The 19,719-nt window shown below is 62.9% G+C and carries 21 protein-coding genes, 1 tRNA gene and 1 pseudogene; 9 read left to right on the top strand and 14 right to left on the bottom strand.

Going from position 1 to position 19,719, the window contains the following annotated elements; genetic code table 11:
* Positions 1-5: 5 nt before the first annotated feature.
* A complete protein-coding gene (locus LJX93_RS17740) occupies positions 6-380 on the bottom strand; it encodes a RidA family protein (protein ID WP_033699138.1) in 375 nt (124 codons plus the stop codon).
* A 12-nt stretch (positions 381-392) separates the two neighbouring features.
* Positions 393-1,529: an NAD(P)/FAD-dependent oxidoreductase gene (locus LJX93_RS17745; protein WP_227696253.1), complete on the bottom strand. Its 1,137-nt coding sequence runs from the start codon at positions 1,527-1,529 to the stop codon at positions 393-395.
* 115 nt (positions 1,530-1,644) lie between these two features.
* Between LJX93_RS17745 and LJX93_RS17750 the strand changes: the two genes are divergently transcribed.
* Together LJX93_RS17750 and LJX93_RS17755 are read left to right on the top strand one after the other, a co-directional pair.
* Positions 1,645-2,250: a helix-turn-helix domain-containing protein gene (locus tag LJX93_RS17750; protein WP_033699140.1), complete on the top strand. Its 606-nt coding sequence runs from the start codon at positions 1,645-1,647 to the stop codon at positions 2,248-2,250.
* 132 nt (positions 2,251-2,382) lie between these two features.
* The gene (locus LJX93_RS17755; RefSeq protein WP_033699141.1) at positions 2,383-3,168 is read left to right on the top strand and encodes a sulfite exporter TauE/SafE family protein; all 786 of its coding nucleotides are present in this window, start codon (positions 2,383-2,385) and stop codon (positions 3,166-3,168) included.
* 16 nt (positions 3,169-3,184) lie between these two features.
* On the opposite strand, the gene LJX93_RS17760 is transcribed toward LJX93_RS17755, so the two are convergent.
* Positions 3,185-3,727 carry a histidine phosphatase family protein gene (locus tag LJX93_RS17760; protein ID WP_227696254.1) on the bottom strand — a complete coding sequence of 181 codons (543 nt, stop codon included), beginning with the start codon at positions 3,725-3,727 and terminating at the stop codon, positions 3,185-3,187.
* A 206-nt stretch (positions 3,728-3,933) separates the two neighbouring features.
* Between LJX93_RS17760 and arfB the strand changes: the two genes are divergently transcribed.
* Together arfB and LJX93_RS17770 are read left to right on the top strand one after the other, a co-directional pair.
* Entirely contained in the window at positions 3,934-4,347 is a 414-nt protein-coding gene (arfB, locus tag LJX93_RS17765) for an alternative ribosome rescue aminoacyl-tRNA hydrolase ArfB (RefSeq protein ID WP_227697312.1), read from the top strand.
* Positions 4,328-4,564: pseudogene (locus tag LJX93_RS17770) on the top strand (IS5/IS1182 family transposase); the annotation flags it as partial. The gene arfB and the pseudogene LJX93_RS17770, both read left to right, overlap by 20 nt.
* 129 nt (positions 4,565-4,693) lie before the next feature.
* On the opposite strand, the gene LJX93_RS17775 reads toward LJX93_RS17770, so the two are convergent.
* The 7 genes from LJX93_RS17775 to LJX93_RS17805 form a co-directional block, all read right to left on the bottom strand.
* Positions 4,694-4,769 (bottom strand) — tRNA-Gly (locus LJX93_RS17775).
* Between the two features lie 64 nt (positions 4,770-4,833).
* Positions 4,834-5,394, bottom strand: coding sequence for a CDP-diacylglycerol--glycerol-3-phosphate 3-phosphatidyltransferase (pgsA, locus tag LJX93_RS17780; RefSeq protein ID WP_033699146.1), 561 nt, complete (start codon positions 5,392-5,394; stop codon positions 4,834-4,836).
* 33 nt (positions 5,395-5,427) lie between these two features.
* A complete protein-coding gene (gene uvrC, locus LJX93_RS17785) occupies positions 5,428-7,251 on the bottom strand; it encodes an excinuclease ABC subunit UvrC (protein WP_033699148.1) in 1,824 nt (607 codons plus the stop codon).
* A gap of 5 nt (positions 7,252-7,256) precedes the next feature.
* Positions 7,257-7,895, bottom strand: a complete 639-nt coding sequence (gene uvrY / locus LJX93_RS17790; RefSeq protein ID WP_027916239.1) for a UvrY/SirA/GacA family response regulator transcription factor — start codon at positions 7,893-7,895, stop codon at positions 7,257-7,259.
* A 63-nt stretch (positions 7,896-7,958) separates the two neighbouring features.
* On the bottom strand, positions 7,959-8,348 hold the full coding sequence (locus tag LJX93_RS17795; RefSeq protein ID WP_033699153.1) for a helix-turn-helix domain-containing protein: 390 nt from the start codon (positions 8,346-8,348) through the stop codon (positions 7,959-7,961).
* A 121-nt stretch (positions 8,349-8,469) separates the two neighbouring features.
* Positions 8,470-8,895 carry a GNAT family N-acetyltransferase gene (locus LJX93_RS17800; protein ID WP_033699155.1) on the bottom strand — a complete coding sequence of 142 codons (426 nt, stop codon included), beginning with the start codon at positions 8,893-8,895 and terminating at the stop codon, positions 8,470-8,472.
* 18 nt (positions 8,896-8,913) lie between these two features.
* On the bottom strand, positions 8,914-9,300 hold the full coding sequence (locus LJX93_RS17805; RefSeq protein ID WP_033699157.1) for a DUF488 domain-containing protein: 387 nt from the start codon (positions 9,298-9,300) through the stop codon (positions 8,914-8,916).
* Positions 9,301-9,428: 128 nt separating this feature from the next.
* On the opposite strand from LJX93_RS17805, the gene LJX93_RS17810 reads away from it, so the two are divergent.
* Positions 9,429-11,045, top strand: coding sequence for an inorganic phosphate transporter (locus LJX93_RS17810; RefSeq protein ID WP_156310910.1), 1,617 nt, complete (start codon positions 9,429-9,431; stop codon positions 11,043-11,045).
* 51 nt (positions 11,046-11,096) lie between these two features.
* Here the strand turns inward: LJX93_RS17810 and LJX93_RS17815 are convergent, their stop codons facing one another.
* From LJX93_RS17815 to LJX93_RS17825, 3 genes are all read right to left on the bottom strand, one after another.
* Positions 11,097-11,792, bottom strand: a complete 696-nt coding sequence (locus tag LJX93_RS17815) for a glutathione S-transferase N-terminal domain-containing protein (protein ID WP_033699161.1) — start codon at positions 11,790-11,792, stop codon at positions 11,097-11,099.
* A gap of 87 nt (positions 11,793-11,879) precedes the next feature.
* Positions 11,880-12,377, bottom strand: coding sequence for a PaaI family thioesterase (locus LJX93_RS17820; protein ID WP_033699162.1), 498 nt, complete (start codon positions 12,375-12,377; stop codon positions 11,880-11,882).
* A 199-nt stretch (positions 12,378-12,576) separates the two neighbouring features.
* Positions 12,577-13,959 carry an amino acid permease gene (locus tag LJX93_RS17825; RefSeq protein ID WP_033699163.1) on the bottom strand — a complete coding sequence of 461 codons (1,383 nt, stop codon included), beginning with the start codon at positions 13,957-13,959 and terminating at the stop codon, positions 12,577-12,579.
* Positions 13,960-14,216: 257 nt separating this feature from the next.
* Here LJX93_RS17825 and gcvA point away from each other — a divergent pair, with 257 nt between their 5' ends.
* Together gcvA and LJX93_RS17835 are read left to right on the top strand one after the other, a co-directional pair.
* Positions 14,217-15,113, top strand: a complete 897-nt coding sequence (gene gcvA / locus LJX93_RS17830; RefSeq protein ID WP_033699165.1) for a transcriptional regulator GcvA — start codon at positions 14,217-14,219, stop codon at positions 15,111-15,113.
* Between the two features lie 133 nt (positions 15,114-15,246).
* A complete protein-coding gene (locus tag LJX93_RS17835; protein ID WP_033699167.1) occupies positions 15,247-16,491 on the top strand; it encodes an aspartate aminotransferase family protein in 1,245 nt (414 codons plus the stop codon).
* A 3-nt stretch (positions 16,492-16,494) separates the two neighbouring features.
* On the opposite strand, the gene LJX93_RS17840 is transcribed toward LJX93_RS17835, so the two are convergent.
* Positions 16,495-16,797, bottom strand: a complete 303-nt coding sequence (locus tag LJX93_RS17840; protein ID WP_033699169.1) for a hypothetical protein — start codon at positions 16,795-16,797, stop codon at positions 16,495-16,497.
* A 183-nt stretch (positions 16,798-16,980) separates the two neighbouring features.
* Between LJX93_RS17840 and LJX93_RS17845 the strand changes: the two genes are divergently transcribed.
* On the top strand, positions 16,981-17,406 hold the full coding sequence (locus LJX93_RS17845) for a hypothetical protein (RefSeq protein ID WP_033699172.1): 426 nt from the start codon (positions 16,981-16,983) through the stop codon (positions 17,404-17,406).
* Between the two features lie 73 nt (positions 17,407-17,479).
* Complete coding sequence (gene fusA / locus LJX93_RS17850; protein ID WP_033699174.1) at positions 17,480-19,591, top strand: elongation factor G; 2,112 nt, start codon at positions 17,480-17,482, stop codon at positions 19,589-19,591.
* Positions 19,592-19,719 lie beyond the last annotated feature (128 nt).

Below are 19,719 nucleotides of genomic sequence, written 5' to 3' on the forward strand. Positions count from 1 at the left end.
ACCTGTCACTCCCCGATAAACGCCTGCACTTCGATTTCTACATCGACCCCCAGTGCCAATGCCGAGGCCACCGTCGAGCGCACAGGCAATGCGGCGCCGAAGAACTCTTTGTAAACCTCGTTGAAACCGGCAAAGTGGCTCATGTCCGAAAGCCACACCGTGGCCTTCACCACCTGGTCGAAATTCGCCCCACAGGCCGCCAGGCTTTCGCCGATGCGCTCGCAGGCCGCGCGGGTCTGGGTCTGAATATCACCCCGCACCACTTCGCCGCCGGCACTCATCGGCACCTGCCCGGACAGGAACAGAAAACCGCCCGCTTTTACCGCACGCGAAAACGGAAACGGCAAGCTGCTGGGGAAACGCTGGATGTCATTGCTCATGAGAAGCTCCTATCAAGGTTGTTGGAAACGTGCCGGGGACAAGCGCTCGGGCGCCACCCCCTGGCTGACAAGGCTAGGGCACAACGGCTGACCGAGCAGCAGGTCGGCCGCCAGGCGTGAAGCCCCTGCGGCCGACTGGATGCCATAACCACCTTGTGCCGCCAGCCAGAAGAACGCGGGGCTGCGCGCATCGAAACCGATCACCAGGTCGCCATCGGCTACGAATGAACGTAAACCGGCCCAGCTGTGGCTCGGGCGGCGGATACTTAGCGTGGTCATGGCTTCGATGTTGTAGATGCCCAGTGCCACATCGAGCTCCTCGGGCGCAGCGTCCTGGGGTTCGACCGGGTCGGCGTTGGCCGGCGAACCAAGCAGCTGGCCAGCGTCGGGCTTGAAGTAGAAGCTCTCGTCAACGCCGATCACCGCCGGCCAGCGGGCGAAGTCCTGGTCTGCCGGCCCTGGGAAGGTGAAGGCGCTGCGCCGGCACGGTTGCAGGCCGATGGGGCCCACGCCGCACTGCTCGGCGACACGGTCGGCCCAGGCACCGGCGGCATTGACCAGTCGACGTGCCTGGAGATGGCTGCCATCGCTCAGTTGCACCTGCCATACCCCGTCTAGGTAGCAGGCCTGGGCCAACTCGGCATTGCAGCGAAGCTCGCCGCCGGCAGCGCGATAGCCGCGCAAAAAACCCTGGTGCAGCGCGTGCACGTCCAGGTCCATGGCGCCCGGCTCCAGCACCGCGCCCGCCAGCACTTCAGCGCGCAAGCTCGGCACCAGGGCCAGGGCCGCATCGCGGTCGAGCAGGCTGACGTCGGTGCCGTTAGCCAAGTTCTGCGCGTGGGCCTGTTCGAGCAGTTGCCGTTGCTCGACGCTGGCGACATAGAGACAGCCGCGCGGTTCAAGCAGGGGGTGTTCGCAGAAGCCTTGTGGCGGCGCTTCATAGAACGCGCGGCTGGCGCGGGTCAGGGCTTGGATCTGCGGGGTGCCGTAGGCCTCCATGAACATCGCGGCCGAGCGCCCCGTCGAGTGGTAGCCCGGTTGCGACTCGCGCTCGAGCAGCAGCACCCGTTGCTGGCCCGCCAGACGATAGCCCAGCGAGGCGCCGGCGATTCCGGCGCCAATGATCAAGGTGTCGTAGATCGTGGTCATGCGCGCTCCTACCCCCATAATTATCATTTATGAGAATTCTAATATATGAGAATTTAGAGATGCGCAAGTGTCCAAGGTAATATGCCCGACCAACGCCGTATGCCGAGTGCACCGAATGCCCGATGACCGCCCCGATGCTTTGCCCCTGCTAGACCGCGCCGCCGTAGGCAGGCGCCTGCGCCAGGTGCGCAAGGCGCGCCAGCTGACCCTCAAGCAGTTGTCCGAAGCCAGCGGCGTGCCGGTGTCGACGTTGTCGAAAATGGAGCTCGCCCAAGTCTCGGTCAGTTACGAAAAACTGGCCGCCGCCGCCCGCGCCCTGAATGTCGATATCGCCCAGTTGTTCCGTGCCAGCGGCACGGCCGATACGCCAGTACCGGTGACGGTGGTGGTTGATTCACTGGCGGCCGTTGCGGGCTACGCGACCGGCACCTACGACTATCACCCGATTGCCGGCGCCTTCCCCGAGCGCCGCATGACCCCGGCCTATGCCCGCATCATCGCCCGTGAACGCGGGCAGTTCGACGATTTTATCCGCCATCCTGGCCAGGAGTTCGCCTTGGTCATCTGCGGGCGTGTGCGTATCGAGTTCGAGACCGGTGAAGCGGTCAGCATCGGCCCGCAGGAGACCGCGTACTTCAACAGCCAGGTGGGGCATATCTATCTGTCGGAAAGCGAGGATGGCGGGGATGCGCATGTGATGGTGGTCATGACAGACCGTTAAGGCGCGCTTTCACGCACCTGTGCAGACGCCACGCGGTTATAACCTAATAACGAACAAGTCTATTTGGCTATAAAAAATTCTATATGCTGGCTTCCATCCGATAACGGGCAAAGTTGGGCAGTCGAGTAGCGTATGGATGTAGGTTCTTTCGGTTTCACCCTTGCCGGGCTGGTTGTAGGTTTCATCGTCGGCATGACCGGCGTGGGCGGCGGCTCGCTGATGACCCCTATCCTCTTGTGGTTTGGCATCAACCCGGCCACCGCTGTCGGCACCGACCTGCTGTATGCCGCCATCACCAAGGCCAGTGGCGTCTGGGTGCATGCCCGCAACAAGAACATCGACTGGAAAATCACCGGCCTGCTGAGCCTGGGCAGCGTACCCGCCGCCGCCATCACCCTGTGGTTCCTCAGTACCCTGCACACCGACACCTCGGCGCTCAACGCCATCATCAAACAGGGCCTGGCGGTGGTGTTGATCCTCACCGCACTGGCCATTCTGTTCAAGTCGCGCCTGCAGGCCTTCGCCAGCCGCCATGCCGGTGATCACTACCACCTCAGCGACCGCAGCCTCAACACGCTTACCGTGCTCACTGGCGTGGTACTGGGTGTAATGGTCACCCTCACCTCCATCGGCGCCGGCGCCTTGGGTACCGTGGCACTGTTCCTGCTGTACCCGTTCCTGGTCACCCGCCGCCTGGTCGGCACCGAAATCGCCCATGCTGTGCCGCTGACCCTGGTCGCGGGCCTGGGCCACGCCGGCATGGGCAACATGGACTGGTCGTTGCTGGGTTACCTGCTGCTCGGCTCGCTGCCGGGTATCTACATGGGCAGCCACCTCACCGGGCGCATTTCTGACCGCGTGCTGCGCCCGTGCCTGGCGGCGATGCTGCTGCTGATCGGCTACAAGCTGGCGTTCTGAACCACGCTTGCCGCCGCTAAGCGCCCAGACGCAGCCGCCACTGCCCGGTAAAGCTGAGTTCAAGGCGCGATAGCGGCAGCACATCGATGCGCTGGTGGGTGCTCAACGGGCACCCCAACAGCTGTACCAGCACGGCACGGATGACCATAGGGTGGGTCACTGCCAGCCACTCGCCCGGCGTGTCGAACGCCGCCAGCCAAGCCGCCACGCGCTGGCACAGTTGCGCGAAAGACTCCCCGCCATGTAGCGCGCTGTGCGGATCGCCCAGCCATTCGCACAGCGACTGCGCTTGCTCCACCTGCAACTGCTTGAGCGACAAACCCTGCCAATGCCCCAGGTCACAATCGGCCAACGCCGGCTCGACCCGCGCCTGCGCCGACAACCACGCCGCTGTCTCACAAGCTCGACGCTCCGGCGCCGTCAGCACCTGCACCGCAGGCCCGATTGCCAGCGGCGGTTGTGCCAGCGCAAGGATGCTGTCATCAGCCTGGGGCATGCAGCCAGTCTTCTGGGCTTGGGTCAGGGCATGGCAAACAAGGGTCAGGCGAATGGCTTTCACCGGGGCACTCTTCATGGCAGGCGGGGCCGACTGGTTTAGCATGCCAGGGGCTTTTTTACCGCAACAAATTGTCCCGCCCAGGCGATCTGCCACCCTTTATTCCCTTTTGCACGGCTGATTCCTCTGTGGTCGAGGCCAAAGGTGTTTTGTTCTGTGGGCGAGTGGCGAAGGCTGCGATAATGGAGGGCAATGACAAGGGCCATGCCATGCTGACCATCTCTAATAACGTGCATCTGCCAGATGCCGACATCGAACTGACATACATCCGCGCGCAAGGCGCAGGCGGGCAGAATGTCAACAAGGTGTCCAGCGCCGTCCACCTGCGCTTCGACATTCCTGCCTCGTCGCTGCCCGCGTTTTACAAGGAGCGGCTGCTGGCGCTGCGTGACAGCCGCATCACCGGCGACGGCGTGTTGATCATCAAGGCCCAACAGTACCGCACCCAGGAGCAAAACCGCGCTGACGCACTGACGCGTCTTGCCGAGTTGATCATTACTGCCGGCAAGACCGAGAAGAAACGCCGCCCCACCAAGCCGACCCTCGGCTCGAAGACACGCCGCCTTGAAGGAAAAGCCAGGCGCAGCAACGTCAAAGTGGGGCGGGGCAAGGTGGAGTTCTAGGGGCAGTGTGTGGTCAACGGTCTATCACCGGTTTCGGAGCTGGCGAAACCGGGGGACATTCGATCAGATGCTCAAACGCTTGCACCTGTTGGTGAATGAGCAAGTCTTGATCGATTTGCAAACCTGGTTGATCGATTCAACCGCAGTTCGCGCTACCCGGACCTCATCTGGCGCCAGGAAAAAAGGGCGATCCACGACTCTGCCCCCTGACGAGCCAACCCAGTAGTACAGCCTGACTTCATGGCCTCAGAGCACAGCACGGGGACAAACACCAAATTCCAGGCACAAAAAAAGAGGCCTTAAGGCCTCTTCTTTGTGATCCCAGCGACGCACTGAGGATCGAATTTGGAGCGGGAAACGAGACTCGAACTCGCGACCCCGACCTTGGCAAGGTCGTGCTCTACCAACTGAGCTATTCCCGCGTCGTGATGGGTGCCATTCTAGCAATATCTAAAACGGCGTCAACCCCTTGATTCAAAAAAGTTTTTATTTCTGCTCCGAGCCTTCGCGCAGGTGTGGCCAGGCGGCCAGCAGATAATGCGCCATCGACCACAGGGTCAAGCCCGCTGCCACCAGCAGCAGCCCGTAACCCAGAATGACCCAGAAGGTCACACCCGGCGGGTTGGCCAGCAGGATCACCAGCGCAAGCATTTGCGCCGCAGTTTTCCACTTGCCAAGGTTGGACACTGCCACATGCGCCCTCGCCCCCAGTTCGGCCATCCACTCGCGCAGCGCCGACACCACGATCTCGCGGCCGATGATCACCGCCGCCGGCAAGGTCAGCCAGAAGTTCGCGTGCACCTGCACCAGCAACACCAGGGCCACGGCGACCATCAGCTTGTCGGCCACCGGGTCCAGGAAGGCACCGAACGGTGTGCTCTGCTGAAGGCGGCGCGCCAGGTAGCCGTCCAGCCAGTCAGTGGCGGCGGCGACGGCGAACACGCTGCTGGCGGCCATGTAGCTCCAGTGATAGGGCACATAGAACAGCAGGATGAAGATCGGGATGAGCAGGACGCGTAGAACGGTGAGCAGGTTTGGAATATTCATCGGTACGACTGGCTGCGGGTTGAGCCAGGCATTCTACTCGCTATGCAGGCTGGCATAAATCGACTCGGCAAGCTTTTTACTGATGCCGGGGGCTTTGGCGATTTCATCGACACTGGCGCGGTTGAGCTCTTGCAGGCCGCCGAAGTGTTTCAGCAGGTCGCGACGGCGCTTGGGGCCGACCCCGGCTACGTCTTCCAGGCTGGACACGCGACGGGCTTTGCCGCGCCGGGCGCGGTGGCCAGTGATGGCGAAACGGTGGGCTTCGTCGCGGATCTGCTGGATCAGGTGCAGGGCCGGTGAGTCGCCCTTGAGGGTGAACTCGTGGTGCACGTCGTTGAGGTACAGGGTCTCGAAACCGGCCTTGCGGGTCACGCCCTTGGCAACGCCCAGCAGGGTCAGGTCAGTGAAGGCCAGCTCCTGCATGACGTCGCGGGCCATGTTCAACTGGCCCTTGCCGCCGTCCACCAGCAACACGTCGGGCAGCTTGCCCTCGCCGTCCTTGATGCGCCCGTAGCGGCGGGTCAGGGCCTGGTGCATGGCCGCATAGTCGTCGCCGGCGGTCACGCCTTCGATGTTGAAACGGCGGTAATCGGACTTGATCGGGCCTTCCGGGCCGAACACCACGCAGCTGGCCACGGTGGCCTCGCCGCTGGAGTGGCTGATGTCGTAGCACTCCAGGCGCTGCGGTACTTCGTCCAGGCCAAGCACCTGGGCCAGGGCCTCGAAACGGGCGGCCATGTGCTGGCGATTGGCCAGGCGGGCGTTGAGGGCCTGCTCGGCGTTGGTCACTGCCAACTGCTGCCAGCGGGCCCGGGTGCCGCGCACCCGGTGGGTGATGGTCAGCTCGCGGCCGCGCAGGGTTTGCAGGGCTTCACGGATGGCTTCGAAGTCTTCGTGCACCACGTTGACGATGAGCTCACCGGGCAGTTCGCGTTCGGCATTGCCCACGTAGTACTGGGACAGGAACGCGGCCATGACCTCGGCCACCTCCTCCTCGATGCCCACCTGGGGGAAGAAGTTCTTGCTGCCCAGCACCCGCCCGCCGCGCACGCTGATCAGGTGCACGCAGGCGCCACCGGGGTTGACGAAGGCGGCGATCACATCGACGTCACCGGTACCGCCCTCGATGTACTGCTGGTCCTGCACGCGGCGCAGCAAGGCGATCTGGTCGCGCAGCTCGGCGGCCTTCTCGAAATTGAGGGCCATGGCGGCCTTTTCCATCTCGGCATTGAGCTCGTTGCCCAACTGCTGGCTGCGGCCTTCGAGGAACATCACCGAGTGGCGGATATCGTCGGCGTACTCGTCTTTGTCGACCAGGCCGACGCACGGCCCCTTGCAGCGCTTGATCTGGTACTGCAGGCAGGGCCGAGTGCGGTTGGCGTAGTAACTGTCTTCGCACTGACGCACCGAAAAGGCCTTTTGCAACAGGCTGAGGCTTTCGCGAATGGCACCGGCGCTGGGGTAGGGGCCGAAGTATCGGCCCTTGGCCTTTTTCGCACCGCGGTGGATGCCCAGGCGCGGGAAGTCGCCGTCAGACAAAAACACGTAGGGGTAGGATTTATCGTCGCGCAGCAGGATGTTGTACGGCGGCCGCCATTCCTTGATCAGGTTCTGCTCCAGCAGCAGCGCCTCGGTTTCGTTGGCGGTGATGGTGGTCTCGACCTGGGCGATGCGGCCCACCAGCGCAGCGGTCTTGGGCGCCAGGCCGGTTTTGCGGAAATAGCTGGCCAGGCGCTTCTTGAGGTTTTTGGCCTTGCCCACGTAGAGCAGCCGCGCCTCGGCGTCGAACATACGATAAACGCCCGGGCGACCGCTGCAGGTCGCCAGGAACGCGCTGGCATCAAAAGCTTGGGACATGAGGTTTACAGGCTTGCGTCAACCATACCGTGGCGAACGGCCAGCAAGGTCAGTTCGACGTCGCTGGTGACCGAGAGTTTTTCAAAGATCCGATAACGGTAAGTATTGACGGTCTTGGGCGAGAGACACAACTTGTCGGAGATGATCTGCACTTTCTGGCAGCCGACGATCATCAAGGCGATCTGGATTTCGCGCTCTGACAACGCATCGAACGGCGAGCCTTGTGGCTGGAACGACTTGAGTGCCAGTTGCTGGGCGATCTGCGGGCTGATGTAGCGCTGGCCGGCAAAGGCCAGGCGGATGGCCTGGACCATTTCGTCGAGCCCGGCGCCCTTGGTCAGGTAACCGGCAGCACCGGCTTGCAGCAGGCGCGTGGGGAACGGGTCTTCCTCGCACACGGTGACCGCGACCACTTTGATGTCGGGATGGCTGCGCAACAGTTTGCGGGTGGCCTCCAGGCCGCCAATGCCGGGCATTTTCACATCCATCAGGACGACGTCGGGTTTGAGTTCCCGCGCCAGCTTGAGCGCCGACTCCCCCGAATCCCCCTCACCCACCACTTGCAGGCCGTCGATGTCGGCCAGCATGCGGGTAATACCGGTTCGTACCAGATCGTGATCATCGACCACTAAGACCCTAATCAAGCACACACCTCGTCTGCAGGGCGATTGGATCCCGCCACCTTAACAAAATTTTTCATGGCGGGCCTAACGCAAAACTTCTGTCAGATACGCCTGACGGCCAAGTGTGAAAGGCCTCACTGTTTCACGGCTTTTAACCTCACCGGACAAACGCCCAAGCAAGTGCCAGAGCGCGGCTTGATCGTCGACCGGCAGTTGCCGAAAAGCGCCCAGCAAATCGGCCTCGTCCTGGGTCAGGTTGCCCAGCGGTGCCGGGGTGCGCACACCGCTGAGCACATAGAGCGCGTCCATGCCCTGGGCGGCCAGTGCTGCGAGGTAATCGGCGCGGGGCGTGCGCTCACCGCTCTCGTACTTACCTTGGGCATTGGGCTCGACCCCACCGATGTCACCAAACACCCGTTGGGTCATGCCCAGCCGTTCGCGCTCTTCGCGCAGCCGCGGACCGAATCCATTCATCTCACGTTTCTCCTTTGTCCTTGAACATCATCCAACGCCGCCCACCGTCCTGTAAGCAGCGGTAAATTTCAGACCCCACTATGCCCATGGTCACCTGCCGCGACAAGCCATCACTGCGCTATCAGTCGATGACGCGCTGCATGCGCACGAAGCATTCATCCTCGCCCACCTCCGCAAAGCCCCTGCGTTGATACAACAACCGAGCCGGGTTGCTGCGAAACACCATCAAGCGCAGCAGTGGCAGATGCCGCTGTTTCGCCCAGCCGGCAAGGGCCTCCAGCACCCGGCCGCCGATGCCGCGCCCGCGGTGCTCAGGCAGCAGGTGCAGTTCTCGAATGAACAGTGCCTGACGGTCCTGGCTGAGGCTGCAGTAGCCCAGCACCTGTTCACCCTCCATCACCAGCCACTGCTCGCGCCAGGCCCAGGCCTGGTCAAAGGCTTCTTCGATCCACAGCAGGTTGAATTCGCGGTAGTACGGCAGCATGGCCCGGCGCGTGAGGTCGCGGGCGAAACTGCGGTGGGCATCGGAGGCGGGTATGAGCTTCATGCCGTTATTGTGCACCGCTCAGGTGGCATAGCACACGGGCGAACTGCCCGGGCCATGGCGCTCCAACTCATCTTCCAGCCATTGGGCGAGTACCCGGGCGTTGTTGTGCTCGGTGTCCTTGGCGGCATAGAGCAAGGTCAGCGTGCCCTTGGCGGCCAGGCCCAGCAGCGGGTACCAGTACTCGGGGTGTGCGGTCAGCTCCTGCCGGTAGCGTTGGGTGAAACCGGCAAAATCCACCTCGCCCTGGTGAAATGCCTTGCGCAAACCCTGCGAGGGCGCCACCTCGCGCAGCCATTGGCCATGCAGGTCATCCTTGCGCTTGTTACGCGGCCACAGGCGGTCGACCAGCACACGCTGGCCGTCTTCCTCGGCGAGCGCTTCGTAGACACGTTTGCAACGGATCATGGGCTTCTCCGGCCATTGCCGTCTGTCTTGAGCCTAGATAATTCATTGACCGAGGTCACGGGCCAGTAACGAATTGTTTCTATGCTCACAGCCTTCGGCACCTTCGCCCGACGCCAATCGGAGCCCCCATGGCAACCCCGTCCCTGGCCAGCCAGCCGCACCTGGCCCAACGCGATGCGCGCCCGCAGCTGGCTCACAAGCCCGGCCGCGCCACCGTGGTTCTGTTCTTCGGCCTGCTGTTGGCCGGCCTCGCCTATACCGCCTGGAGCCTGAAACAGGACGTCAGCGCCAGCGGCACGGTAATCACCACCGTCACGCCGTTCCTGCTGCTGGGCCTGGCGTTGCTGATTGCCCTGGGTTTCGAATTCGTCAACGGCTTCCACGACACCGCCAACGCCGTGGCCACAGTCATCTATACCCACTCGTTGCCGGCACCGGTTGCCGTGGTCTGGTCGGGTTTGTGCAACTTCCTCGGCGTGCTGTTCTCCAGCGGTGCAGTGGCGTTCGGCATCATCGCCTTGCTGCCGGTAGAGCTGATTTTGCAAGTCGGCTCTTCGGCCGGTTTCGCCATGGTCTTTGCCCTGCTGCTAGCCGCGATCATCTGGAACCTGGGCACCTGGTGGCTGGGCCTGCCGGCCTCGTCTTCGCACACGCTGATCGGCTCGATCATCGGCGTAGGGGTGGCCAATGCGCTGATGCACGGGCGCGACGGCACCAGCGGAGTGGACTGGGGCCAGGCCAGCAAGGTGGGCTATGCCCTGCTGTTTTCACCGCTGATCGGCTTTGCCTGCGCCGCCCTGTTGCTGCTAGCCCTGCGCGCACTGGTCAAGCGCAAGGCGCTGTACCAGGCACCCGAAGGCCAGACACCGCCGCCGTGGTGGATCCGCGGCGTGCTGATCCTGACCTGCACCGGGGTGTCCTTTGCCCATGGCTCCAACGATGGCCAGAAAGGCATGGGGCTGATCATGCTGATTCTGGTCGGCACGCTGCCGATGGCGTATGCCCTGAACAAGACCATGCCCAGCGAGCAGTCCTTGCAGTTTTCGGCCGTTGCCGAGGTGACGCGCCAGGCGCTGGTGCGCAGCGATCCGCAACCGGTGCCGGCAGACCCTCGCCAGGTGCTGACCCTGTTCATCACCGAGCCCAAGCCCACCCCGCAACTGGTGCCCGCACTCGCCGCACTGACCGGCATGATCGGCGAAGAAGTCAAAGGCTATGGCTCGCTCAAGCGCGTGCCGGCCGAGGCCATGGCCAATGTGCGCAACGACATGTACCTGACCAGCGAAGCCATCCGCCTGATCGAGAAAAACCAGCTGGTAACCTTTGATGCCGACACCCGCAGCCATGTGCAACTGTTCAAGACCCAATTGGACGACGCCACGCGCTACATCCCGCTATGGGTCAAGGTGGCCGTGGCCATCGCCCTGGGGCTGGGCACCCTGGTCGGCTGGCGGCGCATCGTGGTGACGGTGGGCGAGAAGATTGGCAAGACCCACCTGAGCTACGCCCAGGGCGCCTCGGCCGAGGTGGTGGCGATGTGCACCATCGGCGCGGCGGACATGTTCGGGCTGCCTGTGTCGACCACCCATGTGCTGAGCTCTGGTGTGGCCGGGACCATGGTCGCCAATGGCTCGGGGATCCAGAAGCGCACGCTGATCAATCTGCTGATGGCGTGGGTGCTGACTTTGCCGGCGGCGATGTTGCTGGCGGGTAGCCTGTACTGGGTGCTGAATCAGATTTTCTAGGCTGCAAGATGAGCCTGTGGGAACAAGCCCCACAGGTTAAGTACGTGGCGATCAGCCCGGGATTATCAAGCCCCGTTGAACGGCAGGGCGCTCGAGGAAGTTGGCCAGCACCCGTTGCACTTCCTTGAACGCATCGAAGCCCACTAGCTCACGGGCGTTGTAGCGCTCCACCAGGTTGCGCACCCAAGGGAAGATGGCGATATCGGCGATGCTGTACGTGTCGACCATCCACTCCCGCCCTTGAAGGTGCCGATCCAGCACGCCCAGCAGGCGCTTCGATTCGTTGACATAGCGATCGCGCGGGCGCTTGTCTTCGTATTCCTTGCCTGCAAAGAAGTGGAAGAACCCGACCTGGCCAAACATCGGGCCGATGCCGCCCATCTGGAACATCAACCACTGCAGGGTCTGGTAACGGACGGCAGGGTCCTGGCTGAGCAACTGGCCACTTTTCTCGGCCAGGTACTGCAGGATCGCGCCCGACTCGAACAGCCCCAGCGGCTGGCCGCCGGGGCCGTTCGGGTCGAGGATGGCGGGGATCTTGTTGTTGGCGCTGAGGGAGATGAACTCAGGGCTCATCTGGTCATCGGTATCGAAGCTAACCTTGTGCGGCTCGTACGCCAGGCCGATCTCTTCCAGCATGATCGACACCTTGACGCCGTTGGGCGTGGGCAGCGAATACAGCTGCAGGCGCTCGGGGTGTTGGGCGGGCCATTTGCGGGTGATGGGGAATGCGCTCAGATCGGTCATGGTCAACCTTGCCTGGGGGATGGGCTTGTCACTCTAGTGACATCCCCGCCCGCTGACCATCACCGACCACTCATCGGCACTGGCCGATCACGCCTGGCCATGGGCCTTGAGCTTGAGCTTTTCGGTGTCGACCCGCACGAATACCGAGTCGGCAGTCACCGTCAGCACATCGTCCGCCCAGACCTCGCAGATGACCCGGCTCTTGCGCCCGACTTCGCCTTCAACGCGCGCCTTGAGCAGCAGCTCGACCCCCATGGGCGTCGGTTTCAGGTAGCTGAGGTTGAGCGTGCCGGTGACGCAATCGATGCGCGGCAGGCTACCCGCTTCGCGGCCTTCGTTGCGGTAGTGGTAGGCCATGGCGGTCCAGTTGGAATGGCAGTCGACCAGCATCGCCAGCAAGCCGCCGTAGACCAGGCCGGGCCAGCCAATGAAGCTGCTGTCGGGCGAGTGTCGGCACAACAGGTGGATGCCATCGGCATCCCAGTGGCTTTGCAGGTGCAGGCCGCTGGGGTGGGCACAGCCACAGCCGTAGCAGCTGCCTTCTGGCGCGGCGAGTTGCTGGAGGGAAAGGATTTGCTCGTTCATACGCTTCCTGTGCTTGTTGGAATGGGAAGGGATGCAAGCGTCGATGGTAGCGCCGCATTTTGTCAGCGCCAATGAGAATGCCGGGGCTGCGTTGCAGCCCATCGCGGCATAAGGCCGCTCCCAGCAGTCTGTACACGACAGCACAGTACCTGTGGGAGCGGCCTTGTGCCGCGAATGGGGCGCAAAGCGCCCCCAAGGATCACGCAGTCTGCGCAACCACCTTGCCGCGCCGCTGGGTCAGCGACACCAGCAGGATGAACAGCGTCACCCCCGCCGTCATCAGCGTCTCGTAACGGTAGGCATCGCTGAACAGCATGTAGCCCAACACCATGACAATGGTGCCGATCACCAGCCAGGTCAGCCAGGGGAACAGCCACATCTTCAGCTCCAACGGTGTGCCTTCACGTTCGGCACGTGCCCGCATGCGCAGCTGGGACACGGCGATCACCAGGTACACCAGCAAGGCGATGGCACCGGTGGTGGACAGCAGGAACCCGAACACCTTGCCAGGGAACACATAGTTGACCAGGCAACCGGCAAAGCCTGCCAGGGTCGAGAAGATGACCGCGACCGTCGGCACGCCTGCACCGGAGATACGCTTGGTCATGCTCAGCGCCTGGCCACGGGCACCCAGGGAGTAGAGCATCCGCGACGCGGTGTAGAGGCCGGAGTTCATGCAACTGGTCACCGCCACCAGCACCACCAGGTCGACCAGCAGCTTGGCGCCCGGCACGTTCAGTACTTCCAGTACCCGCTGGAACGAGCCCACGGCTTTCAGGGCCGGGTCGTTCCAGGCCACCAGCGACACCACCAGGAAGATCGAGGCCAGGTAGAAGATGGCGATGCGGTACACCACCAGGTTGGTGGCGCGGCGGATCTTGTCTTTCGGGTTTGCCGTTTCGTCAGCGGCAATGGTGACGATCTCGGCGCCGAAGAACGAGAAGATGGTGATCAGCACGCCGCCCAGCACGGTGCCGAAGCCATTGGGCATGAAGCCGCCGTTGTCCCACAGCCGGCTCACACCCGACACCTCGGCCAGCGGCCAGAAGCCGAATACGGCCAGGCTGCAGACAACGATGAAAGCAATGATGGCAATCACCTTGACCAGTGCGAACCAGTACTCGAAGGCACCGAAGTTCTTCACGCTGATCAGGTTGGTACCCGACAGCAAGACCATGATCAGGAAGGCGAACAGCCACGATGGCACAGCGGGGAAGTAGGTATGCAGGATGTCTGCGCCAGCGATGGCCTCGACCGGGATGATCAGTACCCAGAACCACCAGTACAACCACCCGATGGTGAAGCCTGCCCATGGGCCGATGGCCTCGGAGGCGTAGGTGGAGAACGACCCGCTGTTGGGGTTGGCGATGGCCATTTCGCCCAGCATGCGCATCACCAGCAGCACCAGCAGGCCGGTCATGGCATAGGAAATGAGAATGGCCGGGCCCGCGGTGGCAATCGCGTTGGAGGAGCCGATGAACAGGCCGGCACCGATGATGCCGGCGATGGAGATCATGGACACCTGACGGGACGTCAGGCCGTGCTGCAAGGAACGCTGTTTCTTGTTGTCTAGCGAAGCCATGGAGAACCCTCGAATGGGTCGCCGCGCGGGGGCGGCTAAAAATTGGAGCAGAATTCTTATCAATTTCTGATGTTGGTTTTTTTGTTGTTCTGAAGATGCCGGTACTGGCTACTTCCCTCCTCTTCGCACGACCGGTTGTAATCGTTGATCCAGGTCAGTATTAATCTATAGGTCTGGGTCAACAAACGACCTTTTCGAAGCATATGATTCCGATTTGGAATGAACTTCATCCTTTTTTTGCTCGGTACGCGCCTGTCATGTCCAAACGCCTGATGCCCTCGACCACCGCCCTCCAGTGCTTCGAAGCGGCTGCCCGCCACCTCAGCTTCACCCGCGCGGCGCAAGAGCTGCACCTGACCCAAAGCGCGGTCAGCAAACAGGTCGCGCAACTTGAAGAGATGCTGTCGCACTCGTTGTTCCAGCGCATTCGCCGGCGCCTGCACCTGACCCCGGCCGGTGCGCTGTACCTGACCGAGGTGAACAAGATTCTCACCCAGATCGACATTTCCAGCCGCTACATCCTCAGCTATGGCGACGAGACCGAAGTGCTGCGCATCGCCACCCAGCCGACCTTCGGCGCCCGCTGGCTGGTGCCCAGGCTCAAGGGTTTTGGCGATCGCTACCCGCGCATCCACCTGGATATTCGCAACGAACTGGAACCCTTCGACCTGGTGCAGGCCAAGGCCGACATCGCCTTTTTCTTCGGCCAGGGCACTTGGCCCGGGGCGACCTGCATCGAACTGTTCAGCGAAGAAGTGCTGCCGGTGTGCGCCCCGGAGCTACTGGCCAGCCACCACTTCAGCAGCGCCGAGGCGCTGACCGAACACCGCCTGCTGCAGTGCGTGTCCCGCCCGGAGGCCTGGCATGAATGGTTTCTGGGGCTGGGGCTGCACAGCCAGAACAGCTACCACGGGCCGCGCTTTGACACGTTCTACCTGTGCATCCGCGCCGCCATCGCCGGTTGCGGCATTGCCCTGATCCCTCGCTACCTGGTGGCCGAAGAGCTGAGCGAAGGCAAGCTGGTGGTGGCCTGGGACCACCCGGTGCCGAGCAACGGCCGGCACTTCATCGCCCATGCCGAGCATGCGGCCGAGGTGCCGAAGATCAGAGCGTTCGTGCAGTGGATTCGCGAGCGGGTGGCCGAGGGCGATTGAGGTTGCCCGTCCAAACCCTAAAAACGGGCCAGATCATGAATCCAGGGAATGACCGCAATCGAATAATTCGTTTGCGGAATAACCCGCCGGCACGCTTGGATAATAAGAAACTCGAACAAGGTCCGCGTGCCCCATGAATCAGGAAAGTATCAGCCAGTCCATTGCCATCGTTCACCCCATCACACTTTCCCATGGCAAGAATGCGGAAGTCTGGGACACCGACGGTAAACGTTATATCGACTTCGTCGGCGGCATCGGCGTACTCAACCTGGGGCATTGCAACCCTGCCGTGGTCGAGGCGATCCAAACCCAGGCCACCCGCCTGACCCACTATGCCTTCAACGCCGCGCCCCATGGCCCGTACCTTGAGCTGATGGAACGCCTCAGCCAGTTCGTCCCCGTCAGCTACCCGCTGGCCGGCATGCTGACCAACAGCGGCGCGGAAGCGGCGGAAAACGCCCTGAAAGTAGCCCGCGGTGCCACCGGCAAGCGCGCCATCATCGCCTTCGACGGGGGTTTCCATGGCCGCACCCTGGCCACCCTGAACCTCAACGGCAAGGTCGCCCCCTACAAACAACGGGTCGGCGAGCTACCCGGCCCGGTCTACCACCTGCCCTACCCCAGCGCCGACACCGGCGTCACCTGCGAGCAGGCGCTCAAGGCCATGGACCGGCTGTTCAGCGTCGAGCTGGCGGTCGAAGACGTGGCAGCGTTCATCCTTGAACCGGTGCAAGGCGAAGGTGGCTTCCTCGCCCTCGACCCGGCATTCGCCCAGGCACTGCGCCGCTTCTGCGACCAACACGGGATTTTGATCATCATCGACGAGATCCAGTCGGGCTTTGGCCGTACCGGCCAGCGTTTCGCCTTCCCTCGCCTGGGTATCGAGCCAGACCTGCTGCTGCTGGCCAAAAGTATCGCTGGCGGCATGCCACTGGGTGCGGTAGTCGGGCGTCAGGCCTTGATGGCGGCGCTGCCCAAGGGCGGCCTGGGCGGCACTTACTCGGGCAACCCGATTGCCTGCGCGGCGGCGCTGGCAAGCTTGGCGCAGATGACCGACGAAAACGTCGCCACCTGGGGCGAGCGCCAGGAGCAGGCCATCGTCAGCCGCGTGGAGCGCTGGAAAAAACAGCACCCCTTCATCGGCCGCCTGACCGGCGTCGGAGCAATGCGCGGCATCGAGTTCGTCAATGCCGACGGCAGCCCAGCCCCCGCGCAACTGGCCAAGGTGATGGAAGCGGCGCGGGCCAAGGGTTTGCTGCTGATGCCCAGCGGCAAGGCGCGGCACATCATTCGCCTGCTGGCGCCACTGACCATCGAAGCCAATGTGCTCGAAGAAGGGCTGGATATCCTCGAGCAATGCCTGGCCGAGCTGAACTGAGGGTTACAGGCCCAGTTCTTCGGGGGTGAGCATGTCGGACTCGAAGGCGATCCAGCCGCCTTCGAGTTCGGCGTGGCCGTTGACGATCGGGCCGTAGTAGGTCAGGCCGTTTTCCAGGGTGACGCAGATGTGCGTGGCGGGCTTTTCGGGGGCCGCGAGCGCGCCGACGAAATGCACCTTTTTCAGGGTTTCAGTCACCGCTTCAAGGCCAACACGGATGTTGGCGTTCTCCGATGCCTCGACATCGCCCCCACGGTCTTCGGTGCTGACGGTCACGGTGGCGATGTACGGGTACTTGCTGCTCAAGCGGGTTACCTCAATAGGATAGGTAGGCGTGTGGGCGCGTAGAGTACGGCAGCCTTTCGTTGTTGTCTCTACTGGCCTGATCGCGGGCAACTCGGATCGCCGCACCGCCGCCAACAGGTGATCTGAATGCCCCGATCTGTTAGGGTGCCCGCCGATGCACGCCACACCACACGAGGATCCCGAGTGAGCGCCGAAGAACCCCTGATCGCCGACCTGTTCGAGGTCGACAAACGCCTGTCCCTCAAGCCCGTCGTGGACTTCAACAACTACCTGCGCAACGCGTTCGCCGAAGGCCCGTGCCAGTGCCACCGCTGCCGTGACGGTGGCGACCAGAATAGCTACAGCCATCAGCACAACTTCACCCTCGAAGGCCGAGCGCTCAACCGCCGCTTCGCCACCACCGCAGGCAGCGACGTGCTGCTGGTGCTGAAAAAAGCCTGGCTGTCGTACCACAAGGAAGACCTGAACCTGGTCGGCGCACTGGACCTGGCCAAGCTCAAGACCTTCACCGACGCCGCCCTGCACGAGCGCCTGCTGGCCCTGCTGCCCGCCAGCGGCCTGGCCCGCGAAGTGGACGGCCAATGGTTGCTGCAAGCCCAGGCCGACTGACGGCCCGGCGGTAAAGCAGGATTCTTCCGGTCTGCTACCTTGGGAGAATCCGCATCCCCGCAGGTAGTCCGCCATGGCCCGTACAACGCCCATCGAGCTGTATCGCAATATCGGCATCGTCGCCCACGTGGATGCCGGCAAGACCACCACCACCGAACGCATCCTGTTCTACACCGGGGTCAACCACAAGATGGGCGAGGTGCACGATGGTGCCGCGACCATGGACTGGATGGCCCAGGAACAGGAGCGCGGCATCACCATCACCTCGGCGGCGACCACAGCCTTCTGGCAAGGCTCGACCAAGCAGTTTGCCGACAAGTACCGCTTCAACATCATCGATACCCCAGGCCACGTCGACTTCACCATTGAAGTGGAGCGCTCGCTGCGCGTGCTCGATGGCGCCGTGGTGGTGTTCAGCGGTGCCGACGGGGTCGAGCCGCAATCGGAAACCGTCTGGCGCCAGGCCAACAAGTACCATGTGCCGCGCCTGGCCTACATCAACAAGATGGACCGCCAGGGCGCCGACTTCCTGCGCGTGGTCAAGCAGATCGACCAGCGCCTGGGGCATCACCCGGTACCGATCCAGCTGGCGATCGGCAGCGAAGAGCACTTTATCGGCCAGATCGACTTGGTGAAGATGAAGGCCATCTACTGGAACGACGCCGACCAGGGCACCACCTATCGGGAAGAAGAGATCCCTGCCGAGCTTCGGCCGCTCGCCGACGAATGGCGCGCACACCTGGTCGAGGCGGCCGCCGATGCCAATGATGAACTGACCCAGAAATATCTCGACGGCGAAGAACTGACCATCGACGAGATCAAGGCCGCCTTGCGTCAACGCACCATCGCCAACCAGATCGTGCCGACCATTCTGGGCTCCTCGTTCAAGAACAAGGGCGTGCCGCTGATGCTCGATGCGGTGATCGACTACCTGCCCGCGCCCTCCGAGATCCCTGCCATCAAGGGCACCGACCCAGACGATGAAGAAAAACACCTGGAACGCCACGCCGACGACAACGAGCCGTTCTCGGCCCTGGCCTTCAAGATTGCCACCGACCCGTTCGTCGGCACCCTGACCTTCGCCCGGGTGTACTCCGGCGTACTCAGTTCTGGCCATGCAGTGCTCAATTCGGTCAAGGGCAAGAAGGAGCGCATCGGCCGCATGGTGCAGATGCATGCCAACCAACGCGCCGAGATCAAGGACGTCTGCGCCGGCGACATCGCCGCGCTGATCGGCATGAAGGACGTGACCACCGGCGACACCTTGTGTGACATGGACAAGCCGATCATCCTCGAACGCATGGACTTCCCCGACCCAGTCATCTCCGTGGCGGTAGAGCCCAAGACCAAGGCCGACCAGGAGAAAATGGGCGTTGCCCTGGGCAAGCTGGCCCAGGAAGACCCGTCATTCCGGGTACGCACCGACGAAGAGACCGGCCAGACGATCATCTCTGGCATGGGTGAGTTGCACCTGGACATCATCGTCGACCGCATGCGCCGCGAGTTCAACGTCGAGGCCAACATCGGCAAGCCGCAGGTGGCGTACCGCGAGAAGATCCGCAACACCTGCGAGATCGAAGGCCGCTTCGTCCGCCAGTCCGGCGGGCGCGGCCAGTATGGCCACTGCTGGATCCGCTTCGCCCCTGGCGACGAAGGCCAGGAGGGCTTGGAGTTTATCAACGAGATCGTCGGCGGCGTGGTGCCACGCGAGTACATCCCGGCCATCCAGAAGGGCATCGAGGAGCAGATGAAGAACGGCGTGCTCGCCGGTTATCCGCTGATCAGCCTGAAGGCGGCGGTGTTCGACGGCTCCTACCACGACGTCGATTCCAATGAGATGGCCTACAAGATCGCCGCCTCCATGGCCACCAAGCAACTCTCGCAAAAAGGCGGGGCGGTGCTGCTGGAGCCGGTCATGAAGGTTGAGGTGGTGACGCCGGAGGAATACCAGGGCGACATCATGGGCGACCTGAGCCGACGCCGTGGGATGATTCAGGATGGCGACGAGACGCCAGCCGGCAAGGTGATTCGTGCCGAGGTGCCGCTGGGTGAGATGTTCGGCTATGCCACGTCGATGCGCTCGATGACCCAGGGGCGGGCCAGCTATTCGATGGAGTTCACCCGCTATGCCGAGGCGCCGGCCAGCATCGCCGATGGCATTGTGAAGAAAAACCGCGGCGAATGATCGTGCGCCCAGTGCCAGCAACTGCCTGGCTCAGATGCCCAAAGCCGGCGTGATCTCAGTGGGAGCGGGCTTGCCCCGCGAAGAGGCCGGCCCAGACACTGCCACTGCCTGGCACCGGCTTCGCCGGT

It is taken from the genome of Pseudomonas sp. HN2-3 (assembly GCF_020691745.1).
GTDB lineage: Bacteria > Pseudomonadota > Gammaproteobacteria > Pseudomonadales > Pseudomonadaceae > Aquipseudomonas > Aquipseudomonas capeferrum.

Bases quoted from the DNA above. Each gene is read 5' to 3' on its own strand.
- LJX93_RS17740 (WP_033699138.1), bottom strand. From the start codon at position 380: ATGAGCAATGACATCCAGCGTTTCCCCAGCAGCTTGCCGTTTCCGTTT.
- LJX93_RS17745 (WP_227696253.1), bottom strand. From the start codon at position 1,529: ATGACCACGATCTACGACACCTTGATCATTGGCGCCGGAATCGCCGGC.
- LJX93_RS17750 (WP_033699140.1), top strand. From the start codon at position 1,645: ATGCCCGATGACCGCCCCGATGCTTTGCCCCTGCTAGACCGCGCCGCC.
- LJX93_RS17755 (WP_033699141.1), top strand. From the start codon at position 2,383: ATGGATGTAGGTTCTTTCGGTTTCACCCTTGCCGGGCTGGTTGTAGGT.
- arfB (WP_227697312.1), top strand. From the start codon at position 3,934: ATGCTGACCATCTCTAATAACGTGCATCTGCCAGATGCCGACATCGAA.
- pgsA (WP_033699146.1), bottom strand. From the start codon at position 5,394: ATGAATATTCCAAACCTGCTCACCGTTCTACGCGTCCTGCTCATCCCG.
- uvrC (WP_033699148.1), bottom strand. From the start codon at position 7,251: ATGTCCCAAGCTTTTGATGCCAGCGCGTTCCTGGCGACCTGCAGCGGT.
- LJX93_RS17795 (WP_033699153.1), bottom strand. From the start codon at position 8,348: ATGAATGGATTCGGTCCGCGGCTGCGCGAAGAGCGCGAACGGCTGGGC.
- LJX93_RS17800 (WP_033699155.1), bottom strand. From the start codon at position 8,895: ATGAAGCTCATACCCGCCTCCGATGCCCACCGCAGTTTCGCCCGCGAC.
- LJX93_RS17805 (WP_033699157.1), bottom strand. From the start codon at position 9,300: ATGATCCGTTGCAAACGTGTCTACGAAGCGCTCGCCGAGGAAGACGGC.
- LJX93_RS17810 (WP_156310910.1), top strand. From the start codon at position 9,429: ATGGCAACCCCGTCCCTGGCCAGCCAGCCGCACCTGGCCCAACGCGAT.
- LJX93_RS17815 (WP_033699161.1), bottom strand. From the start codon at position 11,792: ATGACCGATCTGAGCGCATTCCCCATCACCCGCAAATGGCCCGCCCAA.
- LJX93_RS17820 (WP_033699162.1), bottom strand. From the start codon at position 12,377: ATGAACGAGCAAATCCTTTCCCTCCAGCAACTCGCCGCGCCAGAAGGC.
- LJX93_RS17825 (WP_033699163.1), bottom strand. From the start codon at position 13,959: ATGGCTTCGCTAGACAACAAGAAACAGCGTTCCTTGCAGCACGGCCTG.
- gcvA (WP_033699165.1), top strand. From the start codon at position 14,217: ATGTCCAAACGCCTGATGCCCTCGACCACCGCCCTCCAGTGCTTCGAA.
- LJX93_RS17835 (WP_033699167.1), top strand. From the start codon at position 15,247: ATGAATCAGGAAAGTATCAGCCAGTCCATTGCCATCGTTCACCCCATC.
- fusA (WP_033699174.1), top strand. From the start codon at position 17,480: ATGGCCCGTACAACGCCCATCGAGCTGTATCGCAATATCGGCATCGTC.